The sequence below is a fragment of the Pelosinus propionicus DSM 13327 genome (genome assembly GCF_900114615.1).
Classification (GTDB): Bacteria; Bacillota; Negativicutes; order DSM-13327; family DSM-13327; genus Pelosinus; species Pelosinus propionicus.
Genome location: NZ_FOTS01000021.1, coordinates 1 through 22500 on the forward strand (window position 1 = coordinate 1; position 22500 = coordinate 22500).

21 protein-coding genes are annotated in these 22500 nt (G+C 39.3%); 2 read left to right on the forward strand and 19 right to left on the reverse strand.

Annotated elements, in window-relative coordinates:
* Positions 1–245, forward strand: a 245-nt coding sequence (locus BMZ99_RS12540; RefSeq protein ID WP_175490540.1) for an IS3 family transposase, incomplete at its 5' end; no start/stop codon positions are given.
* Positions 246–335: 90 nt separating this feature from the next.
* Here the strand turns inward: BMZ99_RS12540 and rsmA are convergent.
* The 5 genes from rsmA to metG all read right to left on the reverse strand — a co-directional run bounded on the left by rsmA (position 336) and on the right by metG (position 6284).
* Entirely contained in the window at positions 336–1178 is an 843-nt protein-coding gene (gene rsmA / locus BMZ99_RS12545) for a 16S rRNA (adenine(1518)-N(6)/adenine(1519)-N(6))-dimethyltransferase RsmA (protein WP_090937606.1), read from the reverse strand.
* A 16-nt stretch (positions 1179–1194) separates the two neighbouring features.
* The gene (gene rnmV, locus BMZ99_RS12550; RefSeq protein ID WP_175490541.1) at positions 1195–1719 is read right to left on the reverse strand and encodes a ribonuclease M5; all 525 of its coding nucleotides are present in this window, start codon (positions 1717–1719) and stop codon (positions 1195–1197) included.
* Between the two features lie 246 nt (positions 1720–1965).
* The gene (locus BMZ99_RS12555) at positions 1966–2952 is read right to left on the reverse strand and encodes a 3D domain-containing protein (protein WP_090937612.1); all 987 of its coding nucleotides are present in this window, start codon (positions 2950–2952) and stop codon (positions 1966–1968) included.
* Between the two features lie 278 nt (positions 2953–3230).
* A complete protein-coding gene (locus tag BMZ99_RS12560; RefSeq protein ID WP_090937616.1) occupies positions 3231–3995 on the reverse strand; it encodes a TatD family hydrolase in 765 nt (254 codons plus the stop codon).
* A gap of 354 nt (positions 3996–4349) precedes the next feature.
* The gene (gene metG / locus BMZ99_RS12565) at positions 4350–6284 is read right to left on the reverse strand and encodes a methionine--tRNA ligase (RefSeq protein WP_090937619.1); all 1935 of its coding nucleotides are present in this window, start codon (positions 6282–6284) and stop codon (positions 4350–4352) included.
* A 344-nt stretch (positions 6285–6628) separates the two neighbouring features.
* On the opposite strand from metG, the gene BMZ99_RS12570 reads away from it, so the two are divergent.
* A complete protein-coding gene (locus BMZ99_RS12570) occupies positions 6629–6883 on the forward strand; it encodes an AbrB/MazE/SpoVT family DNA-binding domain-containing protein (RefSeq protein ID WP_090937622.1) in 255 nt (84 codons plus the stop codon).
* Positions 6884–6974: 91 nt separating this feature from the next.
* Here BMZ99_RS12570 and rsmI read toward each other — a convergent pair whose 3' ends face one another.
* From rsmI to BMZ99_RS12640, 14 genes are all read right to left on the reverse strand, one after another.
* Entirely contained in the window at positions 6975–7856 is an 882-nt protein-coding gene (gene rsmI, locus BMZ99_RS12575) for a 16S rRNA (cytidine(1402)-2'-O)-methyltransferase (RefSeq protein ID WP_090937625.1), read from the reverse strand.
* A gap of 150 nt (positions 7857–8006) precedes the next feature.
* On the reverse strand, positions 8007–8756 hold the full coding sequence (locus tag BMZ99_RS12580) for a tRNA1(Val) (adenine(37)-N6)-methyltransferase (protein WP_090937628.1): 750 nt from the start codon (positions 8754–8756) through the stop codon (positions 8007–8009).
* On the reverse strand, positions 8749–9564 hold the full coding sequence (locus tag BMZ99_RS12585) for a PSP1 domain-containing protein (protein WP_090937631.1): 816 nt from the start codon (positions 9562–9564) through the stop codon (positions 8749–8751). The genes BMZ99_RS12580 and BMZ99_RS12585 overlap by 8 nt, the downstream gene beginning before the upstream one ends.
* Positions 9565–9566: 2 nt before the next feature.
* On the reverse strand, positions 9567–10559 hold the full coding sequence (gene holB / locus BMZ99_RS12590; RefSeq protein ID WP_245754949.1) for a DNA polymerase III subunit delta': 993 nt from the start codon (positions 10557–10559) through the stop codon (positions 9567–9569).
* Positions 10560–10566: 7 nt separating this feature from the next.
* Positions 10567–11013 carry a YaaR family protein gene (locus tag BMZ99_RS12595; RefSeq protein WP_090937637.1) on the reverse strand — a complete coding sequence of 149 codons (447 nt, stop codon included), beginning with the start codon at positions 11011–11013 and terminating at the stop codon, positions 10567–10569.
* A gap of 230 nt (positions 11014–11243) precedes the next feature.
* The gene (locus tag BMZ99_RS12600; RefSeq protein ID WP_245754950.1) at positions 11244–12605 is read right to left on the reverse strand and encodes an MATE family efflux transporter; all 1362 of its coding nucleotides are present in this window, start codon (positions 12603–12605) and stop codon (positions 11244–11246) included.
* Positions 12606–12723: 118 nt separating this feature from the next.
* A complete protein-coding gene (locus BMZ99_RS12605; RefSeq protein WP_090937643.1) occupies positions 12724–13248 on the reverse strand; it encodes a guanylate kinase in 525 nt (174 codons plus the stop codon).
* Between the two features lie 231 nt (positions 13249–13479).
* On the reverse strand, positions 13480–14163 hold the full coding sequence (locus BMZ99_RS12610; protein WP_090937646.1) for a dTMP kinase: 684 nt from the start codon (positions 14161–14163) through the stop codon (positions 13480–13482).
* Position 14164: 1 nt separating this feature from the next.
* Positions 14165–15634 (reverse strand): aminotransferase class I/II-fold pyridoxal phosphate-dependent enzyme, encoded by a 1470-nt coding sequence (locus BMZ99_RS12615; RefSeq protein ID WP_090937648.1) that lies wholly within the window; start codon positions 15632–15634, stop codon positions 14165–14167.
* Positions 15635–15731: 97 nt separating this feature from the next.
* Positions 15732–17516 carry a diguanylate cyclase domain-containing protein gene (locus BMZ99_RS12620; protein WP_090937776.1) on the reverse strand — a complete coding sequence of 595 codons (1785 nt, stop codon included), beginning with the start codon at positions 17514–17516 and terminating at the stop codon, positions 15732–15734.
* 295 nt (positions 17517–17811) lie between these two features.
* On the reverse strand, positions 17812–18942 hold the full coding sequence (locus BMZ99_RS12625; RefSeq protein WP_090937651.1) for a sensor histidine kinase: 1131 nt from the start codon (positions 18940–18942) through the stop codon (positions 17812–17814).
* Positions 18943–19163: 221 nt separating this feature from the next.
* Positions 19164–20024, reverse strand: a complete 861-nt coding sequence (locus tag BMZ99_RS12630; protein ID WP_090937654.1) for a YitT family protein — start codon at positions 20022–20024, stop codon at positions 19164–19166.
* Positions 20025–20221: 197 nt separating this feature from the next.
* Positions 20222–21373 carry a type III PLP-dependent enzyme gene (locus tag BMZ99_RS12635; protein ID WP_090937657.1) on the reverse strand — a complete coding sequence of 384 codons (1152 nt, stop codon included), beginning with the start codon at positions 21371–21373 and terminating at the stop codon, positions 20222–20224.
* Positions 21374–21675: 302 nt separating this feature from the next.
* Complete coding sequence (locus BMZ99_RS12640; RefSeq protein WP_090937660.1) at positions 21676–22365, reverse strand: response regulator; 690 nt, start codon at positions 22363–22365, stop codon at positions 21676–21678.
* Positions 22366–22500 lie beyond the last annotated feature (135 nt).

Consider the following 22500-nt stretch of genomic DNA (forward strand, 5'->3'; position numbering starts at 1 on the left):
ATTTGAACCTAACCAAACAGTACGGCATTCTGCCGTCCATGTCAAGAGCGGCTACACCTCTGGATAATGCCCCTGCCGAAAACTTCTTCGGCATTCTAAAAACCGAGTGTATCTACCGCCAAAAAATTCAGACCATTCACCAAGCACGTCATCTTATTGACCAATACATCCACTTCTACAACTTCGAACGCATCAAGACAAAAAATGGCCATACTCCCTTTCAAATCAGGAGCATGGCCGTGTAATTCTAAGCTATCCTACGACAGGGCGTTTCCTGCCTGTCTATTTCCACGGGAGCGGTCTAAACCAAGCAGGGGCTCTTCAACTATATGATTCTACTGTATCCATACATTAGCGATAGCAGCAAATTCTTCTAAAGATAAGGTTTCTCCACGACGACCACCATCAATACCAGCTTTCTCCAATATTATTTTTAAGGTTTCAGCAGGCACACCTGTTGTCTTTAGGGTATTCGACAATGTTTTGCGCCGCTGAGCAAAAGCTGCTTTTACCACACGGAAAAAAATTCTTTCATCTACCTCTACAGGCGGTTTTTCCCTCACAGTGCAGCGAATCACAGCTGAATCAACAGCAGGAGGAGGAATAAAGGCTGCGGGCGGGACAACAAACATGATCTCTGGCTGAGTGTAGTATTGAACCGCCACCGATAAAGATCCATAATCTTTCGTACCAGGTACAGCAACCATACGCTGAGCGACTTCTTTCTGCACCATAGTCACTAGAGTATCTACAGGCATATGCGCTTCCAGCAGCCCCATAATAATAGGTGTCGTAATGTAATAAGGTAAGTTTGCGACCACCTTATACCTAGGCGCTGCTACTTCTTTTTCAATATTAATACGCAAAATATCTCCATGAACAACTCGGATATTTTCATAACCTTCCAGTGTCTTTGCCAATACCTCAATTAATCTTCGATCGATTTCCACAGCCGTAACAGCCGCACCAGCTTCTGCCAATCCTTGGGTTAAGGTCCCGATTCCCGGACCGATCTCCAGCACGGCATCACCCTGGGTAATATCGGCGGCCTTTACGATGTTTTGGACCACACGTTCATCAATTAAAAAATTCTGCCCGAGCTTTTTACTCATTCGGATTCCAAATCGCTTTAAAATATGTAAAGTTACATCTTTGTTTGCTATAGTCGGCTGTTTCATACTACTGCCTCCAATGTTATTGTACCGCCTGTTCAAATTCAGCGCGAGTTACTCCATAATGATTAAGACGCTGCAAAAAGGTTTTAGCATTTGCATAGCCTATGCCAAGTTTCGCACCCACAATTGCCCGTTTAGCTGAGGCATCCTGAGTACCAGTAAGTCCATAGTGCATAATATCAGACCAGACAAATTCCCCGCTTGGCTGCCACTCTAAATAGCGCACTTTAACAAGAGCATTGCGTATTGCTTCACTGGATGCCTGTTCAATTCCAATATCATTTTTGGCAATAGCATCTTCTTTGGGAACAAAAGCATGTTTTGCCTCAGGGAAACGCTGGCTTAAAAAATTGCGTATTCGTTCACCTGCACTATCTGGATCTGTCAAAATAATAATGCCTCGTTTTATATAAGCTTGGGCTATCTTCTCCAAACTATGAGACGCTAATGCAAAACCACCTGTTGCAATACAATCAGCATCTACTGCTCGCTTGACCGCGTGTATGTCATTTTTACCTTCAACAATAATTACCTCTTTAATCATCTTTTCTACCACTTTCTCTCATTCTACTAGTACCTTGTCAGCTTTAAAACGGCAAGATAATAGCGAGGCTATTTTTCGCAGCACAAGGCGGAGGACGGAAGCATACCGGGAGTATGCCGACCGACGACAACGAAGGGGTGCGGAAAATAGACCGTCAGTATTCACTGATTTAGGGCTGATAAGGTACTGATACTCAAAAGTATCCATATTATAGTATCAAAAAAAGAACAGGGAGTATACCCCCTGTTAGTCAAGAATATAAACTTTTACTGATCTTCTACCAAATCTCCAGGCTTCACTGTCATTTTCCATACACAAATCAATACGATTACCAACAATTGCACCACCAACATCAGCAGCCGTAGCTAAACCATATCCTTGCACATACATTCTGGTTCCCAGAGGTATAACATCGGGATCCACGGCTACAATACCACGACGAGCGGGTACACCAGTAGCGGTTATACCTTCCGCAGAACCATCTGTTGGCAGATACGCACTGGCTTCCATTGCCATTACTCGATTAAAACGCATTGATCCACGTGATGTATCAACCACATCACGAGTACCTACATGAACCACCTGTGGTTTTGGCGGCTCTTTTATTTTTTCACTCAGTTGCTCTGCGCTAACTTCCACACCATCAGCATAATGAATACGAGCAAAAATCGTTTTTGTACCATCTTGCCCTTCTTCAATTACCTTTTCAACCCCTTTTTCCAAGGTTGAATCCGGCTGTCTCATGACAGTAAATCTCTCTACTACATCACGCTCGACCTCTTTTTGGGTCAATGTAATCGCTTGAATAAACATATTGGCTTCTATTTTATTTTGCCCATCTGGCACCAGCTTAGTATTTTCTATGTTCATTCCTAAGCTCTCCGCCAATTCTCCCACTGTAGGTTTCCCCGTTACGATTACTTCAGTCTTTCCCTGATAGGTTACCGTAACAGGAACAGCACGATATACCCAAATCGTGCTGCCATCCGTTAAGTTTTTGGTCGACAGACGATATTCATCTTTTGGATCTAAATGAACTCCAGCCTGTACTAAAACATCTTGAGGTTTGCTATGTAGTGTGCTAATCATTATGGTAGTGCCGTCAACGGCAATGTGTACTTTTTTGTTGGCAAACATGAACCCTGTCGCCACCAATAAAACAGTGAATAGCGCGAGAAATAGGGGTAGCATTTTTTGTCGAAAAAACACTTTTTTCAACTCAACATAAGTCATAAAATACCTCCTTTTCAAACGTTTGAGTATTATACCATGACTTACTTTGATTGTCTAGTTTTTTTCTTACATTCTTTAAATTATTTACCAAAATCTCCTTCTTTATACCTCCTATATACTATACTTGTCAATATTTTGAACCTAACGTATTTCCTGATGTCAGCCCCCATGAAGGGAGAAATAAACCACGTTGTCCTTTCCTTAAATTTTACAAAAAAAATAAAGAGAATATCTTTTATTAAAAATACTCTCACATAAGTTAATATATTCTGTTATTCTTATGATATTCCAAATAATTTTTTTGCATTTTCACTGGTAGCCTTTGCCAGAATCTCTATCTCAATACCACGCAAATTAGCAACCTGTTCAGCCACCAATTTTACATAAGCTGGTTCGTTACGTTTGCCTCGAAATGGCTGGGGTGTTAAATACGGCGAATCGGTTTCTACCAGTAAATATTCCAAAGGTACTTTAGTCACAATTTCGGGAAGCTTAGCGGCATTTTTAAAGGTAACAGGCCCCGCAATGGAAACATACAGCCCCATCTTTATGACTTCATTTGCCATCTCCAAACTACCTGAAAAGCAGTGCAATACACCTTTTAAACCTTTTGCTTCTTTTTTTAAAATCTCCAATACATCTCCATGGGCATCCCGATCATGAATAATAAAAGGCAGTTTTGTTTGACGAGCTATATCAAGCTGGCGAATAAATACGGAACGCTGCACTTCTCTCGGTGAATAATCGTAATAATAATCTAGGCCAATTTCTCCAATGGCCACCACTTTCTCAAGAGAGGTCCAGCGGGCTAATTGTTCATAATCTGTATCTAAAGCATCTTTGGCATCATGAGGATGAATACCAACAGTAGCATAGATACTTTCATATTTTTCTGCCAGGGCAATGGAACGAGCAGAAGATGACATAGAGGCCCCAACATTAATCATTCTCGTTACACCATTATCGATCGCTCTTTGGATTACTTCCTCTCGATCGAGATCAAACTTTTCATCATCAATATGTGCATGAGAATCAAATAACATGATTAACACTCCTTTACTTTTTATGTCAATATGATAACAATACAGAATTCATTCACAACAATCGGGAATACCAGAACGTTACAAAAACAAAAAGATTAAACCGCGAAGATGCAAAGCCGCTAACGCGGACACGAAAAACACAAAGAGTTATATATAAACAATGAAACAAAAGCGCCTATAGTAGGCGCTTTTTTTACTATACTAGAATTTATAAGCTACAAACTGCGAAGATTACGAAAAAATGCAAAGGAACGTCTTGGAGTATTATGAATGTTTTAATCTTCACAGTTCTTCGCGTCTTCGCGGTTCAAAATGTTTTATTTTTTAAGAACCCGTCAGGTTTTCTTATGTAATCTATTTCACCTTACTGCCGGCAGGCATTCCGGGAACAGTGACTACTTTTAATTGCTCATCACAAGAAGCTGCTAAAACCATGCCGCGAGATTCGATACCGCGAATCTTTGCTGGCTTTAAGTTGATAATCATGACGACATTCTGACCTACTAATTCTTCAGGTGTGTAATGCTTAGCAATACCAGAAACGATAGTGCGCTGTTCTGTGCCCAAATCCACCGTCAATTTTAAAAGCTTATCAGCCTTCTCCACTTTTTCAGCGGCAAGTACAGTGACAACTCTAAGATCCATTTTTGCAAAATCATCAATGCTAACCTCAGGAGTACTCTCAACAGCTATTGCTGTAGGCGATTGTTTACCTTTGTCAGCAGTCTTTACCTCTGCAGCAGCTTCAACAACCTTATCTTCAATCCGTGGAAAGATAGGTTCAGGTTTCGAAACAACTATACCGGCCGATAGTTTTCCCCAGCCCTTAATATCTTCTAAAGTGACGGCTTTAAAATCAGTGTTTAACCCTAACTGCCTCCAGATTTTAGGCCCTGTAACTGGCATAAACGGAGTAATCAAAACTGCTATAATTCGCAGTGTCTCCGCCAGATTGTACAGCACGGTATTAAGGCGGGAATGCTTCGCCTCATCCTTAGCCAGTGCCCAAGGAGCCGTTTCATCAATATATTTATTGGTACGGCTGATCAAAGCCCAAACGACTTTGATTGCTGCATTAATATCCATAACGTCCATAAATTTTTCATATTGGATAACGGTATTTTGTACTAATTGTGCCAATTGATGATCTACTTCTTCCACATCACCGGCTGCTTTAATTACACCACCATTAAAACGGCCAATCATGTTTAACGTTCTATGTAATAAATTTCCTAAGTCATTTGCCAAATCAGCATTAATCCGATTAATCAGAGCTTCTCTGGAGAAATTCCCATCCATTCCTAAATTAATCTCTCTCAATAGAAAATAACGAATCGCATCGGGACCAAACTCTTCAATTAAAGCGACCGGATCAATCACATTGCCTTTGGATTTAGACATCTTGTCACCTTCCATAATCAACCATCCGTGCCCATATACCTTAGACGGTATTTCAAGATCTAAAGCCATTAAAATAATCGGCCATATAATACTATGGAAACGTACAATTTCTTTTCCGACTAAATGAATGTCAGCCGGCCAGAATTTAGCAAATTTCTCCCGATCATCTAGATAGCCTGCAGCAGTGATATAATTGGTTAAGGCATCAAACCATACATAAACTACATGCTTTGTATCAAAAGGCACTGGAATCCCCCAGTCAAAGGTTGTGCGTGAAACACAAAGATCCTCTAGCCCCCCCTTAATAAAATTCAGCATCTCATTACGGCGAGATACAGGCTGAATGAAATCAGGATTACTTTCAATATGGGCAAGCAATCGGTCCTGATATTTGGACATGCGAAAGAAATAGCTTTCCTCCTGCACGATTTCTACTGGCCGTCCGCAGTCGGGGCACTTACCTTCTACAACCTGCCGCTCCATCCAGAACGTTTCGCAAGGCGTGCAATACCAGCCTTCATAGGCAGCTTTGTAAATATCACCTTTATCATAAATTTTCTGAAAAATAGCTTGCACAACGTCATGATGACGCTGCTGCGTCGTACGAATAAAATCATCATGAGAAATATTCAACTTTTCCCATAATTGTTGAAAAGAATCAACTATTTTGTCAACATAAGCAATCGGCGCTACATTTTGCTCTGCCGCTTTACGCTGGATTTTTTGTCCATGTTCGTCTGATCCTGTAAGGAAGAGTACTTCTGATCCCGCTAATCTTTTGTAACGGGCAGCCGCATCCGCAATGGTCGTTGTATAAGCATGACCAATATGTAAGCGATCACTCGGATAATAAATAGGCGTTGTAATATAAAATGGTTTCTTTTCCACGGTTGTAATAAACCTCCCCATAATGTTGAATTAGTAACAAAAGATGTTCTTTTTATAGTTGTGTTTTCCATAATGAATATGACAAAATTTCCTGTCATAATTCGACAATAATAAAAATATCATACTTTTTTATTGTTGTCCCTATTTTACCAAGAATATACACTTATGTCGAACTATTCTAGAGACTTTGCGCTATTCGTCTTTTTTTGACAAAATAATTTGCAATACCGTACAACATATTTACTGATATGGTAAAAATAGGTTGACAACTTTGCGAGAATTTGGTATTATTTAGTTGGACATATTTTGTCGAATGTTGTTGAAATGAGAGGAGATTAATTATAATGAAATCAACTGGTATTGTAAGAAAAGTGGACGAGCTTGGCAGGGTTGTTATTCCAATCGAATTGCGCCGCACACTCTCCATTGAAGAAAAAGACGCTCTAGAAATTTATGTAGACAGCGACCGTATTATCTTACGCAAATATGAACCAGCTTGTTCATGTGTTTTTTGTGGCAATGCGGATGAAGTAACTGTCTTTAAAAATAAAAATATCTGCAAAGAATGTCTGGATGCAATGGCAACAAAAGCTGTTTAAGAGTTAAGAGGTTATTATAACCTCTTCTTTTTTTGCCTAAAATTTAGAACAAGGCAACATTGCCCTTATGGCTTGTATTTTTTTAATACTTTTACTCGATTCCCAATGTTGCCTGATAAACGTTTCGCTTGGGCAGACCTCTTTGCTGAGCAATGGTCTTAATAGCTTCTTTTTTAGCTACACCATTTTTTATCAATGCGATAACAGCATCTTCAATAGAAAGCTGTTTCTCTTCATCCTCACCTGTTTCGTGGCTTTGGTTAATCGTATCCCCCCCCACAATAAGAGTAAACTCCCCTCTTGGCTCTTTCTCAGCAAAGTGAGTGATTAAACTTTCAATCGTACCACGAATAAACTCTTCGAATTTTTTCGTCAACTCTCGTGCCGCCACCGCCGACCGATCTCCAAAAGCACTTTTTAACTCAGTCAAGGTCTGTTTTATTCGATGCGGCGACTCGTAAAAAACCATAGTGTAAGGAGAATTTACAAAACTATACAATAATTCGCGCCGTTTTTTTTTATTTTTTGGCAAAAAACCAATAAAAGAAAATAAAGCCGTATCTAGGCCAGAAGATACAAGTGCAGATAACGCTGCATTTGCACCAGGAAGAGGAACTACCCGAATACCTGCTTGCACTGCTAATACCACTAAGTCAGATCCTGGGTCAGAAATTCCCGGCAGACCGGCATCACTCACTATCGCTACATTCTCCCCTGCAACTAACCGCTCAATGAGTTCTGGTCCTCTCGTTATTTTATTATGTTCATGATAGCTGATCAGCCGAGTATGAATGTCGAAATGACTGAGCAGCTTCCTTGTATGACGAGTATCTTCTGCAGCAATTACTTCTACTTCGCCTAATACGCGCACCGCCCGATACGTCATATCTTCCAGATTTCCAATGGGAGTTGCACATAAATATAAAACACCGGAATTCTCCAGCAATATACTCACTTCCTTTTCATCGGGCATTTATTTAAAAGTAAAACACAAAGGCACAAAACCGCTAGTGCGTAATACAACGGACACAAAGAAGGATGATCGTAACAAATTCTTTGTGTTCTTTGTACATCTTTGTGACCTTTGTGCTTCATTGTATAATTCTTAAAACCAATAATGACATTATCGATATTCTTTGTAATATTTTGCAATTTCATCACTATAACTGCCATCAGGTTTGTAAACTACAAGAGGCGGCAGGATTGTAAGCCCCGGATTTGCCCCTTTAACGCCTTCAACTAACAGCATGACAGGCTTTTTATCTATACTGCTGTACACTAACTGTAATATCTTTGGTTCAATGCCCGCTTGACTCATGGCAGTTAAAATCTCGGACATACGTTCCGGCAAGTGAACCATTGCAAAGCGCCCTCGACGATATTTTAGCAAATGACGCGCAGCGTTGATTACGTCTTTCAGAGTCGCTGTAACTTCATGCTTTGCTCTTGCCACATTGTTATTCGGACTTATGTAACCACCACCCACTGGACGATAGGGCGGATTGGATACTACCAAATCATATCCTTCAGAGGGTAATATATCTTTTATCTTACACAAGTCTCCTTGTATAATCTTAACTTTCTCATCCAACTGGTTCAAAAGAACACTGCGCGCAGCCATATCCGCCATAGCCCGGCTTATTTCTAAACCTGTTACGTGATCCGCGCCTCTTGTCGTTAACAGAAGGGCAATCACACCTGTTCCGGTTCCTAAATCTACTACTTTGGCTCCTGATCTGACAGTAGCGAAACGCGATAACAATATTGCGTCTAAGGAAAAGCAAAATTCGTTTTCATGCTGAATTACTTTTAACTGACCAATTAGTAAATCATCTATACGTTCTTCCAAACCGATTATAACCGAATTATCCATTTAGGTCCTTCTCGACTACCTCTTCCCATGGAATAACAATAGTATTGCCATTTGTCAGCAGAACCGTTGCATTCTTCTTCCCCTGATTTACAAATGTAACCTTTCCTTCTCCATCTACGGTTATAACATCTCGCCCTACTACTGGTGCAGGAATCTTCTTGCAGCAAGGTGCATAGGAATCATTCTCATATTTCAAGCAACACATTAATCGGCCGCATATGCCCGAAATTTTGGTAGGATTTAAAGAAAGTTTCTGATCTTTAGCCATTCGAATTGATACTGGTTCAAAATCTCCGAGAAAAGTCGAGCAGCATAAAGGTCTGCCGCAGCAGCCAATTCCTCCCATCATTTTCGCCTCATCTCGAACCCCAATTTGCCTAAGTTCTATGCGAGTACGAAATACAGCTGCCAAATCTTTTACTAGATCCCTAAAATCAATACGACCTTCTGCTGTAAAATAAAAAATAATTTTATTTACATCAAAAGTATACTCCACATCCACTAACTTCATATTTAAGTTATGAGCTTTGATCTTCTGCTCACAAGTAAAGAAGGCTTCTTTTTGCTTTTCTCTATTTTCTTCTACTTTTGCACCATCTTCAGCAGTAGCTTTACGCTGTACAGTTTTCAAAGGTGCTACAATAGCATCCTCTCCTACCTGACGCGGGCCAATAACAACTTCTCCATATTCTAATCCTCTGGCAGTTTCAACAATTACAAAATCACCTGCCACCAGAACAATTTCACCCGGTGCAAAATAATATACCTTGCCAGCCTTCTTAAAACGTACTCCGACTACTGTCTCCACCTTCAAACCTCCCTTGCCAAATCATATATTTTTATTAATAACGCTTCACTTGTGAGCCTTGTATTTGCATTGGCCAGCAGAGCCCGTCTAGCTGACTCCACTGCCCCAATGGCTGTTACTAGCCGACTTTCACTCCACCTATCCGCTACTTCACACAAGTCTTCTGCAATGTCTATATTAAACAACAATTGCTTGCCCTGTCCAGCAACAAGCAATAGTATATCACGCAAGATATAAGTTATATACTTTATAAATGCCAAAATTTCACTACGCTCCATTTTTTCCAATATCCCAGCGGATTGCCAGACCACTTCCAACTTAGAATCCATTAGATTTTGGATTATCTCTAAGGCCTGATTACGCAGAGAAAGACCTTCAGGTTCCAACAGAGCAAGGGCAATTCCTATTCGTCCGCCGCTTAAACGAGCGGCAACTTGCGATGCTTCTGGAAAATACCCTTTTGTCATTAAAGCCTGAGCTAATAGATCGTCTGGTAAAGGTTGAAAAGCAATTACCATACATCGAGATAAAATTGTAGTCAGCAGCATTTGTTTATTGGCTGCTAACAATAGAAATACAATTTCCCCCGGAGGATCTTCTAGTACTTTTAGCAAACTATTGGCAGCTTGAGTCGTCATAAGCTCAGCACCATCAATGATGCATACACGACGCTCTCCATTAAAAGATGCCATTGACAATTCCTGCTGCAGCGTTCGAATTTGTTCAATTTTAATATTGGTTCCATCAGGAGCAATGAGAAGAAGATCTGGGTGACTGCCATAGGATATTTGCTGACAAGAACGGCAGAGACCGCAAGGGCGCTCTTCTTGGTCACTACATAATAACGTTGCTGCCACAACATTCGCCACCAGGCTTTTGCCAATGCCTCTAGGCCCTGCAAATAAAAGAGCATGAGGCATGCGTCTGCTGATCTCCATATGACGCAGCATGGCTACCTGCTCTTTATGCCCAATGATATCGTTCCATTTCATCATTGCACCTCTATGTATACAGGTCGACTAGCATGCCACGAATCGCATCTTGTTTTGCCAGAATATCCAATTGACGTTCTTCTCCCAAACGTACATCTTCTGTTAAACTATCTAAGGTAGCATCTACCTTTTTGATGATTGTATACACCTTCTGTCTACCGTGACGATCCCAGCCTTGCTGCGATTGCAAAGTATACATCCGTCCTACAGCTTCACCAACAAACTGCCTGATCACTTCCCGATATTTTTTGAGTTCAGCATAGGTTGGCACTTCACCTAAGCGCTTGCCACGTTTATCTATTTCCGCTAATAATTGATTTAACCTCTCGCGAGATTGTCCATCTTGGCTTTTAAGTAAATCAGAGGAAAAATGACTTAAAGATTTTTCCGCCTTGCCCCCCCCATCCCGCTCCACTAGTGAAGGTATTTGGGTAGCTCCTAAATTATTTATTTTCATGTAGGTCACTGCCTTTCAAGCTATAATACACTAGCTTTACTATAATACTTTCATAAAAGAAATGATCTGCTCTTTGCCAGAGTGCTAACTCTTTGAGCAATATCACCCAAGCTTACATAGGATTGCATCTAAATTATAATTGTTTTCCAGCAAATAATCAATTTATGCTTTTAACTTGAGAAATTATCTTTACCATATTTACACGACTCTCTTACTTCGGTGCCGACTATCTATCTCTTTTGACTCAACTTACGAAGCTCGCGGAATAAGAATATGCCAGTTAACAAAGCAGCGGAAAAATCTGCTATCGGACTTGCCAGCCAAACCCCCTGTAAGCCCAGCAGCCTTGGTAAAAGCAACACTAAGGGAATTAATATAAGCAATTGCCGCGACATACTAAGTACAATGGCATAACCAGCTTTGCCCACTGCCTGAAAATAATTAGCACCAATAATTTGAAAGCCAATAACCGGAAGCATACACAAATTAATCCGCATTGCCTCAGACCCCAATAAAATCAGCTCAGGATTATCATTAAACAGCATAATAATCTGCTTATCAAAAATCTGAATGAGTAAGAAACCAATTGTCGAAAATAAAGTTGCAGCACCAATTGCTATTTTCAATGCCTTTGTAACCCGATCATAATTTCCTGCTCCATAATTATAACCAATGATTGGCTGAAGCCCTTGGCTAATCCCAAAAATGGGCATTAACATGAGCATACCCATTCGATTGATAATTCCAATAGCAGCGACTGCCAACTCTCCGCTATACCTCAATAATGTATAATTAAATAAAACAGTAGTCAGACTGGAAGCAATCTGCATTAAAAATGGTGACATTCCAATTTCAAAAATATTGCGAACAATCCTTGTATCTAGCGCGAAATTCTTCTTCCGCAGCTTTAATACACTCTTCCCTTGCAAGAAATAAACGAGCACCCATAAAGCGGATACCCCTTGGGATACCACTGTGGCTAAGGCCGATCCACCAATTCCTAAGTGAAAAGTAAATATGAACAAAGGATTTAACACGATATTTAATCCGGCAGATATGAGTGTAGTGGACATGGCCATTTGAGGATTCCCTTCAGCACGTACTATATTGTTCAAACCAAAACCAATATACATGAACGGACTGCCAAGAACAATAATTTTTGTAAACTCTCTTGCATAGGGCAGCACATCGGTCTCTGCACCTAACAGAATTAAGATGGGATCTAGAAATAACAAAACCACCCCTGTAAAAACTATCGATAATATCATGGAAAGAGTGAAGGCATTACCTAATATTTTTTCCGCTTGCTGCTGCTGCTTCTCTCCCATTCTTATAGAAACAACTGCTGCAGCCCCAACTCCTACCAACATCCCAAAACCCATTAATACAATCATAATGGGAAAGGCTATCGTCACTGCCGTAAGACCAATTTCACCTACGCCACGCCCTACAAATATACTATCGATAACATTATAAAAAGCATTAACTACCATTCCGGTAATTGCCGGCAGGGAAAATCTCCATAATAACGTTGATATCTTTTCTTCTCCTAGAGAATGTGAACGATCCATGGTACCTCCAAATTCTGTCATTCGTCTTGTCTATTATAACACTAGCTTTCCCATTGAAAAAATAGAATCCCCATAAAAAAGGTAGAAACTATATAATTTTATAGTTTCTACCTTTTATAGTAACCATCCATTACTTTAATTAGTCACATTTTTTACCTTGGCGGCAAATTTCTAATATTTGAGCACAAGCTTCATCTAACTGCCCATCATAATTTCTCACAATATAATCACAGTTAGCAGCACACCTCGAATCTAATACCACCTGCTCCATAATTTTTTTGCGTTTTTCACTATCGATCTCAGTTGGCAATCGCTTATCCAGCTGGTACATAGGACAATCAATAAATACAGTAACTGCAAATGGGATGCGATGTTTAATCTGCTGTGCCCCATTCCAATCTAACGTAACCACACAATCCTTGGTTTCCGCAATTTTTACTTCTTCCCTGCTAAGTCCAAAAAAGCTATTTTTATAAAGTACACTTTCTACTAAATCCACTTTTTTGAACTCTTCTTTTTTTACGAAATAATAGGCATCTTCAGACTCTCCTGGTTTTCTCAGTCGAGTAGTGTAAGATCTCAGCCTATGTATTCCACTCTGCCCTATCTTCTTTTCTATTGTGCTTTTTCCTGACCCAGTCGGACCAAGCAGAACAATCAGCATACTCATTCCCTCCATACAAATCCAATATAATCTACAATGTATGATATAGTATTACATTGTACATATAGTATCGATAATCCTGCATATTTTCTTTAATATACGCAATCTTTAGAAAATTAAATTATAGTTTAAAAATGTTTTGTAAAAGTTTTTGAACGACGACAGCACTAAGGAAGATGATTTTATTTTTTATAATAAAAAACAGCCTTATTTTTCAATAAAGCTGGAACTTCATTTGTTATTAACCAGAATTTTTTGTACCGATTGATAAACGTCTTCGTGAATTTCATCCACTGTTTTTAACTTTGTTTGATGAATGCAGGGAATTTTGCACCAATGATATTTATCAGCAATCAGACAATAGTTACTATAGCATTTCTCTAAATACTGTTCATCTCGTTCATGGATATCAGGAATTTGCTCCCCATTATTTTTAGCACGCTCTTCCCTAAGAACCTTACTATACACTGGCGGCATGTCGAGAAAAATCACACCATCCGGTATCGGTAAACCGAATTTCACAAATTCTAAGTCCCAAAGCCAATCCAGAAAAGCATCCTTTTCTTCCTGTCTTTGGATTTTTACAGCTTGATGCACCATATTAGAAGTCGTATAACGATCGGCAATGATAATTCCACCCTGTTTATAAAACTCACCCCAATCCTGCTTGTAGGATGCATACCGGTCTACTGCATAGAAACTAGAAGCAGCATAAGGATTTACCGCATCAGGACTATTGCCAAAATCACCATTAAGATACATTTTAATTAGTGCTGACGAACTACTCTTATAGTCAGGAAAGCTTACTTTGCGTACGGTTCTTTTCTCGTCTTTCAAACGATGGTATAGTTTTTCGGTTTGCGTTGCTTTGCCACTGCCATCTCCGGCTTCAATAATTATTAATTTACCATTCATTTTAATCCACCACTTTAATTGTTTTTAATGTACAGTCTTCTGGTCCAGACACATGCATGCCACTTTGCTGGAGCAGTTGACAATAATCGATAATTTCCTGGGTTATCCGTTCTCCCGGGCATACTACAGGGATACCAGGAGGATAAAAGGTGACAATTTCAGCACAAATCATTCCTGCAGAATGAGCGAAAGGTACCATGCAGGTGTTACCGAATAAAGCCTCCCGAGGAGATAAAATACCTTGAGGCGCTACTGGATAGGGTGCGTTAATGCAGCTTTCCAGTAAAGAAAAATCATAAGCTTTTGCATATTTTTCTGCCATATCCCGAAGAGCTGCCACCAACAGATGTACTTCTGGCTCTCGGTCCCCTAAAGTAATCAAAAAAAGAATATTATATAAATCAGAGAGCTCAACTTGTATTTTATACTGATGGCGCAAAATCCGTTCTGCTTCAGGACCTGTTAACCCCAGACCTTTGACTGTAACAGTAACCTTCGTTGGATCTAAATCATATATTCCTGGATTCCCCTTTTTCTCCGAACCAAAACAGTATAAACCAGATATTTTATTAATTTCCTGCCTTGTCCAATTTGCTAAGGCAATGGATCGCTCAATGAGTCTCGGCCCCTCTAAAGCCATTTGCATACGAGCTACATCCAAGGATACCAACATGATATAGTTAGGGCTGGTAGACTGAGTCAACTGGAGCATTGCTTTCAGATGAGGTACGCGAATACGTCCCTCTCGGCAATGAACTAAAGAGCATTGAGTTAATGCACCAATAATCTTATGTGTACTCTGTGCACAAATATCAGCCCCAGCGTCCAAAGCTTGTATTGGCAGACGATTGCTAAAACGCAGGTGAGGACCATGAGCTTCATCTACCAGTACCACCATGTTATGTTGATGAACAATACTCACAATTTTTTTTAAGTCTACAGCAACACCATAGTAATTCGGATTAATAATGAGAACGCCTTTAGCATCCGGATGCTGGAGCACTGTACTCTCTACCGTTTCTGGCGTAACTCCCATTGCCAGCCCTAAATCATTATCAACTTCTGGCTGCATGAAGATTGGAATTGCTCCACTTAAAATAATTCCACCAATGATAGAACGATGAGCATTACGCGGCACAATAATTTTTTCTCCTGGACCCGCAACAGCTAATATCATTGCATAAATACCGCCTGTTGTACCATTGATAACAAAAAAACTATGATCTGCGCCGTAAAGCTGTGCCGCCAGAATCTGAGCATCCTTTATACAGCCATAGGGTTCATGAAAATCATCTAATTCTTCCATCAAAGCTAAATCCAAGGCGAGGGTACCTTTGCCTATTATTTTTTCCAGTGTACGATGCATGCCTTTACCTTGCTTATGGCCTGGAGTATGAAAAGGAACCACTTCCTCTTGAACATAATGCTGCATTGCAGCCAGCAAAGGTGTATCTGTTTGTTTTAATCGCAACCCTATCGCCTCCTTTTATAATAGGTAATAGATGACACGAATCATTACCTATTATGCCCCATTTATAGAGAATGATAAATAAATACTACCACATAATTTAACGAATCCTATGCAGCATTTTATCTTGATACATATTTTTATCTGCCTCTTTAAATAACTCTTTATGATCTATATCTGATCCAATATGCAGAGCCCAACCTATAGATAAGCGTACAATAGTGCCATTTAAGTTCTTGCGGCAACGTTGTACTTTTTCGTTAATTCGCTGGCATACCTCTTGCATTATTTCTTGGTCTGCACTGGGAAGAAGCACTACAAATTCATCACCGCCAATCCGAGCAACAGTGTCTCCAGGACGACAAGCCTGTTTTAACGCCGTCGCCGCTGCAACAATTAATGCATCTCCAAAAGCATGTCCAAGTGTGTCATTCACAACTTTTAATTCATCAACATCACAAACAATGATTCCGACAGATGGGTATACTCCGCTTGAAATTCGTTGAAATTCTTCTTCAAAATAAGTACGATTATAAAGACCAGTAAGGGAATCATGCATACTTACATATCTGAGTTTTTCCTCTACTAACTTACGTTCACCAATTTCTTCCTGCGCTAATTTATATAAAATCGCATTATCATAAGCAATAGAAGCTAGACCAATAAAACGTTCTAATAGGAACTTTTGCTCCTGAGTACATCCCCAGGCCGAATCATCAAAATAAATATAAACAACACCAACTACTTTTTTATCAGAGAACAAAGGCATGCCAACAAATACGCCATAGTGTATCACACCATGACCATTTATGCGCTTTGTCCAGTTTTTATAGTCATTCACAATCACAGTTTCACCTGTGCGAAACACTTCTCCAATAATTCCTTCGTCTTTGTGCTGAACCGCTCCGATATTATTTTCTTCAAGTCCAATAGCAAACTTAAGTTCTACTTCGCTATTATTCTCCTTTAAAAGAAACAAACTGCCACTTGCATTAGGAAATAAACTTACCGCATGAGTAACAATCATGGCTAATACATCATCTAAATCTAAACGATTCAGCAACTGCAATGATACTTCATTCAAAGCCAATAAGTATTGGTTTTGCAAACTAATTTGCACATCCATTGCCTTGCGATCGGTAATATCAATCACGATGCCAAGAATCGAGTTGACCTCATGATCTTCATCATAGACAATTGCCGCAGATAATCTCGCCCAAAAGACAGTCTGATCTTTACGGATACAGCGCCTTTCCACATGATATTCCAGTTTTTCTTTATTGACCATCTTTCGCAGGCCTTCTGCGCTTCTTGGCCAATCTTCAGGATGCGTCACCTGTTTCAAACCAATTGTATGCAATTCTTCCAGAGAGTAACCGAGCATATCTACTAACCTTTGATTCCCGTAAATACAATTACCGTGTTCATCAAGCATCCCAATACCGACTACCGCATTATTTAAAATCCCCTGCAATTTTTCTTCACTTTTTCCCAAAGCAATTTCCGCTTGCCTTGCTTGCAGAATTCTTTTTATACGATATTTTAATACATTCCAATACACAGGTTTAGTCAAATATTCACCAGCACCTGCTGCAAATGCTCGTTCCACTGCCTCTTCATTGTCGTAGGCAGTTATGAGGATAATCGGAGTCTTACTTCTTCTTTTCTGCTCTTGCAAGTATTCACACACAGCATAGCCATCCATTTCCGGCATGATGCCATCCAAAATGACTAAATCAGGATTCACCTCATCAAACATCGCAATTGCCTCTTTACCATTCACGGCTTCATATACCTGATAACCCCAAGACACAAGGTTATTGCGTAACATCCGACGTTCTAAATTGCTATCCTCGGCAATAAGAATTTTAAATTGTTGATTCATTGCATCCATCCCTTGTGATAAAATACTCCTCTACAGATACCTTCATTGATTCCCCGCTCATATTATGCAACAACTCATATACAGCTTTTAATTGCTATAATATAACAAATCTCTATATAAATCCACTATAATCCTACAATAATGCGCATAAATTGATTGCTTTAAAACTTCTTTACAAATAAGATTGAAATTTACTTTTTACTCAGCTTTCAATCTACAGTATTGAGAAAATAATAGAGATATACCCAAGAAAATTCCATTCCTTTCTTTGGGGAAAATTCAGGTATATCCTCTATTATTTAAATTCTACTTTTATGATGACTTTTGTGCCTGTTCCAATTTCCGATTTTATTGTTAGCTCACCATTTAGCAGATGAATTCGCTCTCGCATCCCAAGCAAACCAAAACTTTCGTTTCCAAAATTATCTGCTGTGTTAAACCCTTTGCCATCATCAGTAATGGTAGCTAAGAAGGTATCTCGGCGAAACTCCATGGCAATGGATATGGTCTGGGCCTGGGCATGCTTCTCAATATTGGTAATTGCTTCTTGAAAAATTCTAAAAACACCAATTTCCACATACGAATCTAAACGCCGTTCTTCACCTATGATCCTAACATCGTAAATCATACCGCTGCGCTCTTTTACCGTATCTAAAAACCGTTTCACTGTAGGTACCAATCCTAAATCATCTAATGTCATCGGCCGCAAATCAAAAATAATTTTTCTCGTTTCTTTTAAGCAAAGACGTACTTGTGCACGAAGATCTGCCAACTCTTTTTTGGCACGCACCACATCAATATCAATTAATCGCTCACAAACCTCCGCCCGAAACACAATATTTGCCATGGATTGGGCTGGCCCATCATGAATTTCCCGCGATACTCTGCGGCGCTCTTCTTCCTGGGCTTTGATTATTTTAGCACCAAACACTTGGCTCTGCTGCAAGGATTCAATTTTTACAACGACACTGCCCATTTCTTCGCCTAAATACCCTAAAACGGCTCCTACTTGCGTAGTTAATCCCTCTGCTTTAGACACTGTGTTTTTTAAAGAACGTAAACGAAGTTCTAACTCATCACGCTGTTGACGCAGACTTTGCTCTTGAGCGCGAGCCACCGCTAATTCAACTTGTAAATTTCTGGCATCCTCATACACTGCTTTAATATCATCTTCTGAATATACGCTAAAATTACGGCTAACTTCCATTAATTTGATCCTAGACCGCCGTTCTTTCTTTTCTAAATCATCCACTGTAAAAATGATAGCAACAGTCTCCTGCTTTGTTCGTTCTACATCCTTTTTTATATTTTCAACTTCATTACGAGCCGCCTCATAAATATCAAAAATTTGTGTCTTTCCTTGCTCTACTGCATTAATTGTAGATTTGACAATTTTATCAAGATCACTAATATCAATATTTTTCATACAACCACCTTAACAATTGCTAAATAGTATGGATTAATTTACTTCGCCAATATAGCATTTTTTACCTGCAAAAGTATTGTCTAATATCAAATTGATTCTTTAAGGCAACAAACTGCAAATACGCAAAACAGACTAAAAAAATAATAAAGCTGAACTTTCCTCTGGAGCTACTTTTGACATGAAAAAACTTGGCCTTCGCCAAGTTTTTCATAAAAGCAGCTCTAATGTATTGCGCGTTTTTTTACTTTTCCACCCATAACATCATGAACTTCATTAATCGTTACAAAAGCGTTTTCATCAATTTCTTGAATAATGGTTTTTAACTTGGCAATCTCCAGACGAGTAATAACAGAGTAAAGAACTTGTTTTGACTCACCCGTATAGGCACCCTGACCGTGTAAAATAGTGACTCCACGTCCCAGCCGCGCCATCAGAACTTCAGCTATTTCATGGGGATGATCACTAACGATCATGACACCCTTTGACTCATCCAAGCCCTCAATCGTAATATCTATTAATTTATAAGCAACAAAATAGGCAATTAAAGAATACATGGCTTTATCCCAGCTAAATACTAGCCCCGCACTTCCAATAATGAATATATTAAAAAACATAACAATTTCTCCTACGGAGAAACCTGTACGTTTATCTAATATGATAGCAACAATTTCAGTGCCGTCTAAAGAACCGCCATAGCGAATAATGAGTCCTACACCAATACCAAGGATAATTCCACCAAAGATGGCTGCTAAAAACACATCATTTGTAAATCCAGGAATAGGTAACAGAACACTTACCCAGATAGACAGGGATGTCAAGGCGAACAAGGTTGATATCGCAAAGTTTTTTCCAATTTGCATATATCCTAAATAGATAAATGGAAAATTCAATAGGAAGATAAATAACCCTAACGGCCATGAAGTTAAATGGCTTGCCATGATGGAAATACCAATTACTCCACCATCAATAATCTGATTGGGGACCAAAAAAACCTCTAATCCTACCGCTGCTAAAATGGAACCAATAAACATGAACACATACCTGCGAATATACTCTTTCGTCGAAATTTTCTTTCCCGGCATATAATTCCTCCCTTTTTTGTATAGATTTATATCATTTTACTAAGAATAAAATACTTTGTCAAATTTGAGAAAAAATGGATTAATTACAATACGCATCCTTTAAAATCTATAATATGAGGGTCTCAAACTAAGAATGTGTACTTTTTATCTCGGATGCCAAAAAAGCAGGAAACCTAAGGTTTCCTGCTTTTTTGGCATCAAGTATTTAAGTTTAGCCTATCCTTTACTTCTTCCCATACTAGGATTCGAGTTTTAGAAAAACCATTAAACTCTGTGGCTGATGCTGACGTATAAGCCCCACAAGTTGGCACTAATATCAGATCATCCATCTCTAAGTTAGGAACCCATTTATCCTGAAATAAAATATCTAAAGAATCACAGCTCGGCCCTGCAAATGTAGCAGGTACTTTTTCACTACTCTTAAAGGTTTCTAACTCAAAATCCCAATGATCAAAAATAACTCCTGAAAAAGTACCATATAATCCATCATCTAAGAAATACCATTGCCTCCCATTGCGTTTTTGGGTACCAATCACACGTGTAATCAGATTGGCTACAGTTCCACAGATAAAACGCCCAGGTTCAGCCCAAATTTCCGTATCAGGGAAATAATCAGCAATGGCTTTATTGATTGTTTGCAGCATAGTAACAACATCAATTGTATTATTATCAATTACCGGGATAGGGAATCCGCCTCCAATGTCTAGGATGCGCAAATCAAAACCTGCTTCTTTTGCCTGATCATACAAGCGACGGAATATCTCCAATGATTCTACATAGGCATCCGCACTAGAAGATTGACTGCCCACATGAAAACACAAACCAGCCACATCAAGACCTTGCTGACGAGCCAAGGTAAGAAGAGGCATTACTTCGTCAGGATGAGCACCAAATTTCTTATTTAAATCGACCAAGGCATTAGGATTGTCCACCCTAACCCGAAGAAGCACAGTTCCGCCCGGTATTGCCTTGGCCATTTTACTTATTTCACTTTCACTATCAAAGGTAAATTTATATACACCGACTTGTTTAGCTACCTTAAGTCCGCTTGCCGTCTTCACTGGATTGGCATACACCATACGCTCTGCTGGAATACCCATATCCGTTAAATATTGCATTTCTCCATCTGATGCTACATCAAAATACGAACCCAGTTCAGCTAACTTCCGGATAATTGCTTCATGAGGATTGGCCTTTACCGCGTAATGCATTTTTACTCCCGGTAAATAACTCGCCAAAAAAGAATAATTACGTTCTACTTGTTCTGTCGACACCAATAATAATGGGGTATCATATTCTTGTGCCAAACTTTCAACAGCTGCTTGTGATAATTTAAAATAACTATTCATATCCCTCTCCCATCCTATTTGTTATTTCTTTGGAACCTGTCTTCGCTGGTTGCAGCAAGAAAAGTAACTATATGATTGTACCATACAGTAGCAAAAGTGCAATAAAAAAATATATAAATTTACAAAATACTTACCTATCGCTTCAAAGAATAGGTAAAGCCCTGATGCGCCCTTTAAAAAAGGTAGTATAGACATGTCTTTATATACCTTGTCATCTTAGTATCCTTTACGTTTTAACGTTGTCTTAAACAACATATACTTTTTACTCTAATAAAAAACTTCCACATTTTTTTTGCGGAAGTCTACTTATCAGATATCAAACGATAGCCAACACCTGATTCTGTAACAATATATTTAGGTTGGGAAGGATTTGGCTCTACCTTGCGTCTAAGTTGTCCAATATATACTCTAATATAATGAGTATCCTCATGATATGCCGTACCCCATACGGCTTTTAATAATTGCTTATGTGTCAGCACCCTGCCAATATTTTGAGCCAAGACTTTTAATATTTCATACTCTGTAGGCGTCAATTTTATTTCTTTGTCACTGCGTGTTACCTGACGTGCAACTAAATCAATCTTTAAGTCACCGCAAAAAATTACGGTAGAACCTTCAGTACTCACTCCATGACGGAGGGCGACGCGTAAACGGGCAAGTAACTCTCCCATGCCGAAAGGTTTAGTAACATAATCATCTGCCCCTGCATCTAGAGTGGCGATTTTCTCATTTTCTTGATCCCGAGCACTTAGAATAATAATAGGTACTCTTGACCATTCACGAATGATCTCAACTACGGCTTTTCCATCCATATCTGGCAATCCTAAATCCAAAAGAATCAAATCAGGTTTAAATACAGCCGTTCGGTTGATCCCATCTTTTCCATTATGACATTCATCAATCTCATAGCCATAAGCAGATAGGGATACTTTTAGCAGTCTCCTAATCTGAGGCTCGTCATCAATCACTAAAACTCGTGCCCCTTTTTCCATCCTTCCATCACCTACCTTATGCAAACTAAAAAACTACTGACGCATTCTAAAAAAATAAGACTTTTTGAACCGCGAAGAAACGAAGACATGAAGACTAGATCGAATATGGAATATGTATAATAGCCCTTCGCGTTC